The 6,212-nt window shown below is 69.0% G+C and carries 5 protein-coding genes; all 5 read right to left on the bottom strand.

The features are described from left to right. A partial coding sequence (locus tag AU072_RS21795) for a proton-conducting transporter transmembrane domain-containing protein (protein ID WP_268875381.1) occupies positions 1-1,773 on the bottom strand: 1,773 nt, incomplete at its 3' end. Between the two features lie 241 nt (positions 1,774-2,014). After that, a complete protein-coding gene (locus tag AU072_RS21790; protein ID WP_064415707.1) occupies positions 2,015-2,455 on the bottom strand; it encodes a DUF1707 domain-containing protein in 441 nt (146 codons plus the stop codon). Between the two features lie 172 nt (positions 2,456-2,627). Then, positions 2,628-4,856 (bottom strand): AAA family ATPase, encoded by a 2,229-nt coding sequence (locus AU072_RS21785; protein WP_064415706.1) that lies wholly within the window; start codon positions 4,854-4,856, stop codon positions 2,628-2,630. Next, the gene (gene pssA, locus AU072_RS21780) at positions 4,849-5,709 is read right to left on the bottom strand and encodes a CDP-diacylglycerol--serine O-phosphatidyltransferase (protein ID WP_064415705.1); all 861 of its coding nucleotides are present in this window, start codon (positions 5,707-5,709) and stop codon (positions 4,849-4,851) included. Before pssA ends, AU072_RS21785 begins: the two co-directional genes overlap by 8 nt. Then, positions 5,706-6,212: phosphatidylserine decarboxylase (locus AU072_RS21775; RefSeq protein WP_064415704.1), on the bottom strand; the 507-nt coding region annotated here is incomplete at its 5' end. The genes pssA and AU072_RS21775, both read right to left, overlap by 4 nt.

Genomic DNA, 6,212 nt, shown 5'->3' with positions numbered 1-6,212 from the left:
GCGGTCGCGCGCACCTACTGCGAGCGCGATCGTCGGCACCAGCACGAGCGTCGTCAGGATCGCCGATTGGGTGGCCGGGATCGAACCACGCTGGGTGACAGCGGTGAGTTCCACCGCCCACAGGTCGAGCCGGCGGATCACGGCGTCGTACACGTGGTCGGCGTTGCCCAGTGGTTCGCGCATCGTGCGCAACCGGCGCAATCGCTCACGGCCCACGAACGCGGCCACTCCGGTGGCGATCACCAGCACCGACAACAGCAGTGGCAAGTTCACGCCGTGCCACAGCGCCAGGTGGTACTCGTTGTTGCCGGCGGGCACCGTATCGGCGTAATCCTCCAGCACGCCGCCGATCCCGACAGGCCAGATCCCGAAGGCCAACCCCGCTGCCGCGAGGATGCCCGGAGCGATCATGAACGTGCGCTCGGGGCGGTGCATCTCGGCGACGCGGGTGCTCGGTTCGGGCTGCCCCTTGCGGCCGAACGCGCCGAACAGGAAACGCAGGCTGTAGATGGTGGTGAACACCGAGCCGATCACGATGCCCGCCAGCACCAGCGGGGCGAAGGCTCCGAGGGTGGGGGTGTACAGCACGGTTGCCAAATCGGCTTCCTTGGCGACGAAGCCGAAGAACGGCGGTAGGGCCGCCATGCTGGCAGACGCGCCGACGGCGATGATCAACAGCGGTCGCGACTTGTCGCCGAGCCAGGCCAGTCTGCGGATGTCGCGGGTTCCGGTGGCGTGGTCGATGATGCCGACGACCATGAACAGCGCCGCCTTGAACATGGCGTGTGCGACCAGCATCGCAAGGCCGCCGAGCATCATGTCGCTGCCACCGCTGCCGACCATGACGGTGATCAGCCCCAGTTGGCTCACCGTGCCGAAGGCCAGGATCAACTTCAGGTCGTACTCGCGTACCGCGCGCCAACCGGCCAGCAACATGGTCAGCAGGCCGAGTGAGACCACCATGGGGCGCCACACCGGGGAGTCGGCGAAACTGGGGCTCATGCGCGCGATCAGGTAAACGCCGGCCTTGACCATCGCCGCGGCGTGCAGATACGCGCTGACCGGGGTCGGTGCGGCCATCGCGCCCGGTAGCCAGAAGTGCAGCGGAACGATCGCCGACTTCGACAGGGCGCCGACGAGAATGAGCACCAGCCCGACCGACGCCGCCACCCCCGTCGGCGGTGATTCGAGGAGCTCGGAGAGCAGGTAGGTGCCCGCCATGTTGCCGAGCACGATGATGCCCACCAGCATCGCCAGGCCGCCGAACGTCGTGACGAGCAACGCCTGGGTCGCCGCCCGCCTGCTGGTGATGCGTTCGGCGTAGTGGCCGACCAGAAGGAACGACAGCACCGAGGTGATTTCCCAGAACACATAGAGCATCAGCAGGTTGTCGCTGGTGACGAGTCCGAACATCGCGCCGGAGAACGCGACCAGTTCGGCCGCGAAACTCGGCAACCGGTTCTCGATGCGCCCGTCGTGGTGCTGGAAGTAGTCGGCGCAGTAGAAGAGGACCAGCGCGCCGATGCCGAGCACCAGCACGCTCATGATCGCGGCGAGCGTGTCGAAGCGCAGCGTGATGTCCATCGACAGCTCGGGCACCCACGGCACGTCGACGGTGCTCGACCGCCCGGCCGACGGCCAGTTCTGCGCCACCCACACCAGTGACAGAAGCGGCACCAGCGCCAGCGGATAAAAGGCCTTGCGCCCCCACTTGTGGACAAGCAGGGGCGCCAGCGCGGTGGCGACCGCGTGGGCGAGCAGGACGGCGAGCAGGGCACTCCGATCGGTTGGGTTGGTCAGCACGCGGCCGCCAACCGGAGAACTGATGGTCGGGGTGTCAGCCGAGTAAGGCTTCGGTGATTTGCATTCTACGTGGGCCGATCGGCGCTACTATGCCCCGCCGTTGACTCCACCGACCTCCGGGTGGTCGGCGCCGGCCCGATCGTAAAACGCTCAGGAGCGCTGCAGTCGCGCATATGCCCAGGCCAACAGGGAGCGCGGCAGCGTCGAGCCGCTACGCGATCCGCGCGGGACTGATCGAGCCGTGAGCCAGCGCCGGAGCGGCATGGCAGATGACGCCGATGCCCCAGCCCAGGATCGGCCAGACCGGCCAGAAGTACCAGGAGCCCGCGGTCAGTCCAACCACCAGCCAGATACCGAGCATCAGCAGCGACCCGGCGACGTAGCCCGTGAGGTGGAATTGAACGCTGCGGCGAGCCGCCCGGCGTAGCGCCTCGCGGCGGCGGGGATCGTTGCGACGCAAGTGAGCCGACGGTAGATCTGCGGTGAGAGCGTGCAGGTCCGCGCGGGTGGCGGCGGCGAACGCGGTCTGCAGCCGGCTCTCGTACTCCGTCATATCGAGGTAACCCTGCGCCAGGGCCAGGCCGAGCAGATGTGCGGTCCTCTCGCGGTCGGGGTCTCCCGCGCGGACAACGGACGCGATGGGTGCAGTCACGGCGACCTCCTCGATCTTGACACTGACAAGTTCTGCGTACGACTATGCCACTTGGAACTAGCCACTGTCAAGATATGCCGCCCGTTGTTTGGCGCGAACGTGGGTTACCCGCACGTTTTGGACGCCGAATGTGTGCGGGTAATCCACGTTCGGCGCAAGAAAGGTCAAGCGTTCAGCGCGACGCGTTGAACGCCCGCAGCGACTCGACCTGCGCGGCGTCCAGCGACGGGCGCACCGCCTCGCGTGCGGCCGCGACGTCCGCGGCGGTGACGTCGGCGGCGTCGATCGAGCGCCGCATCGCGGTCAGCGCGGCCTCGCGCAGAAGCGCGACGCAGTCGGCGGCGCTGTAGCCGTCGAGATCCGCCGCCAGCGCGTCGAGGTCGACGGCCTGCTCACCCTGTGAGGCCAGCGGAACGGACTTGCCCGCCGTCCGCAGGATCTCGCGACGGGCCTCGGCGTCGGGCGGTTCGACGAATACCAGCTTCTCCAACCGGCCGGGACGCAGCAGTGCCGGGTCGATCAGATCGGGCCGGTTCGTCGCGCCGACCACCACCACGTCGCGCAGCGGTTCGATGCCGTCGAGTTCGGTCAGCAGCGCGGCGACGACGCGGTCGGTGACGCCCGAGTCGAAGCTCTGACCGCGCCGCGGCGCGAGCGCATCGATCTCGTCGAGAAACACCAGCGACGGCGCCGAGTCGCGGGCGCGCCGGAACAGTTCGCGCACGGCCTTCTCCGACGAGCCGACCCATTTGTCCATCAGTTCGGCGCCCTTGACGGCGTGCACCGACAACCGCCCCGAACTGGCCAGCGCCCGCACCACGAAGGTCTTGCCGCAACCAGGCGGCCCGTAGAGCAGCACACCGCGGGGCGGCGCCACGCCGAGCCGCGCGAAGGTGTCGGGGTGCTGCAGCGGCCACAGCACCGCCTCGGTGAGCGCCTGCTTGGTGTCGGCCATGTCGCCGACGTCGTCGAGCGTCACCGAGCCGACCGACACCTCTTCGGTGGCCGACCGCGACAGCGGGCGGATGACCGTCGTGGCGCCCAGCAGGTCGTCCTGGACCAGGGCGGGCGGCTCACCGTCGGCGCTGGCGCGCGCCGCCGCCCGCAGCGCCGCCTCGCGGACCAGCGCGGCCAGGTCAGCGACCACGAAACCCGGTGTGCGCTCGGCGATCTCGTCGAGGTTGAGATCCTTGGCCGGCACCTCGCGCAACAGCACCTCGAGCAGCTGCTTGCGGATCGCGCCGTCGGGCAGGCTCAGCCCGAGCTCGCGGTCACACAGGTCGGGTGCACGAAGCCGGGCGTCGACGTTGTCGGGCTGCTGTGACGTCGCGACGAACGCGACACCCCGGGTCGCGACCGCGTTGCGGAGTTCGGTGAGGATCAGCGTGGCCACCGGCTCTGCGTCGGCCGGCAGCAGGGCGTCGATGTCGGTGACCAACAGCACTCCGCCGCCGTCGCGGACGGTGGCCACCGCCGACGCCACGCTCGCCTTCCGGTCCTCGGCGCGCAGCGAGCCGACCTCCGGTCCGTCGAGTTCGACCAGTCGCCGGTCGGCACAGACGGCGCGCACCAGCGCGGCCTTGCCGACACCGGCGGGACCCGACACCAGAACACCGAGATTGGCTGTGGCGCCCAGTGTTTCAAGTAGCTCGGGCTGATCGAGCGCGAGCTTGAGCCATTCGGTGAGGCGCTGGGCCTCGGCTTGAGCACCCTTGAGGTCGTCGACGCTCAACGCCGGTTGCGATTTATCCGGTGTGGTCACCACCACCTGACCGGTCGCGGCGTCCGACGTCGGCGCGACGGATTCGGACGGTGCGCCGTCAGCCCAGCAGACCGCCGAATTGGGTTGCACGCTCACGGGTCCGGAGGGGTCGGTGCCGGTCACCGTCAACAGTTCAGAGGTCCAGGTGATGCCGACCGACGAGGCAAGCGCCGCGGTTGCGCGCGAGGACGGGATGTCGGGCCCCAGCTCCCGAGGCAGCAGCGACACCGTGTCGCCGACCGTCATCACCTTGCCCAGCAACGCTTGTCGCAGCGTGGCCGGCGAAATCGACTGGCTGGCCAGCCGGGAGCCGGACAACGTCACCGACCGCGCGCCGTAAACCGTCACGGGTGCGACGAGCACGGTGGTGTCCTCCCGCAGCCCGGCATTCGACAGCGTGACGTCGTCGAGCAGCGCGGTGCCCGCGGGAACACCGGCGGGCGCCTCGGCGGCCACCGCGGCGGTGGTGCGCGAACCCGTCAGCGACACCGCATCCCACTCGCGGATACCCAGCGCGGCAATGGCTTCCGGATGCAGGCGAACCACACCTCTGCGTGAGTCGAGCGCCGAGGTGTTCAACCGCGCGGTCAGCGTGAGATGTGCGCGGGGAGCCGGCCGGTCGGCCTGCAGTTCAGTCATGTCGAGAGCCGGGTCGGCGCAGGCCCAGGCGCATCACCGACCGGCGGTGTGGCTGGGCCCGGCGGATGGCCCGGCGGGCGGCGCGCTGCTGGCGTGGTTTGTCATCCCAGACCTCGGGGTGCGCGGCCAAAAACCGGCGGGTGCGGATGGCGAACGGGATGTGCAGGACGTAAGCGGCGATGATGATGAGGATCACCAGGTAGCCGTAAAGGATCGCGGCGGCGACGCCGATCGCCACGAGTGCCAGCAGCGGCGCGACCATGTTGGGCGGCACCGAGAACGTGTGGATCTTGCGCATCGGGATCGTGCTGACCACCAGCACCGAGACGCCGAGCATCCAGATCACGACGGCGGGTTCCGAGGTCCACCAGCCGTCGCCGAACTGCATTTTGGCGGCCAGCGGACCGATCGCGCCGATCGCGCCCGCCGGGGCGGGCATGCCGACGAAGTACTTCTTCTCGTAGTCCGGTTTGTCGACATCGAGCATCGCGTTGAATCGGGCCAGGCGCAGTACGATGCACACCGCGTACACCAGCACCACGATCCAGCCGACCTCGGACTTGGACAGCAGCGTCCCGTAGACGATGAAAGCCGGTGCGACGCCGAAGTTCACGGCATCGGCGAGCGAATCGATCTCCTCGCCCATCCGTGACGTCGCCCCCAGAGCGCGCGCGATGCGGCCGTCGAGCGCATCCAGTATCGCGGCGACCGCCAGGAACGCCATCGCCTCGGTCGGCCGGTCGTCCAGCGCCATCTTGACCGCGCTCAGCCCGAGACAGATTGCGGCGACCGTCATCGCGCTGGGCAGGATGCGCAGGCTGACGACGGAGCGCTTGATGCGGGGCCGGATCATGCCGGAGCCGCCCGACCGGCGACATCGGACTCCAGCTCGGCCAAGACCGTCTCACCCGCCAACGCGCGCTGCCCCACAGTCACCAGGATGCGCGATCCGGCAGGCAGGTATGTGTCCAGCCGCGACCCGTAACGGATCAGCCCGTAGGTCTGCCCGATCGCGAGTTCGTCGCCGACCTGCGCCTCGCACACGATGCGTCGCGCCACCAGACCGGCGATTTGTACGGCGATCACCTCGACGCCGTCGGCGGCGCGGATCAGCACGCTGTTTCGTTCGTTGTCCTCGCTGGCGGCTTCCAGCTCAGCCGAGCCGAACAAGCCCGGGCGATGCTCGACCGCGACGACCTCACCACTGATCGGGGCCCGCTGCACGTGAGCGTCGAAGACCGACAAGAAGATGCTGATGCGGGGCAATGGTGTTGGGGGTAAACCGAGTTCGGCCGGCGGCGCGGCTTCCTCAATGAGGCAGATCAATCCGTCGGCGGGGGCGACGACCAGGCCCGG

It is taken from the genome of Mycolicibacterium novocastrense (genome assembly GCF_001499835.1).
In the GTDB taxonomy this organism is placed as follows: Bacteria; Actinomycetota; Actinomycetes; order Mycobacteriales; family Mycobacteriaceae; genus Mycobacterium; species Mycobacterium novocastrense.
This window is presented reverse-complemented; position numbering and strand designations above follow the sequence as displayed.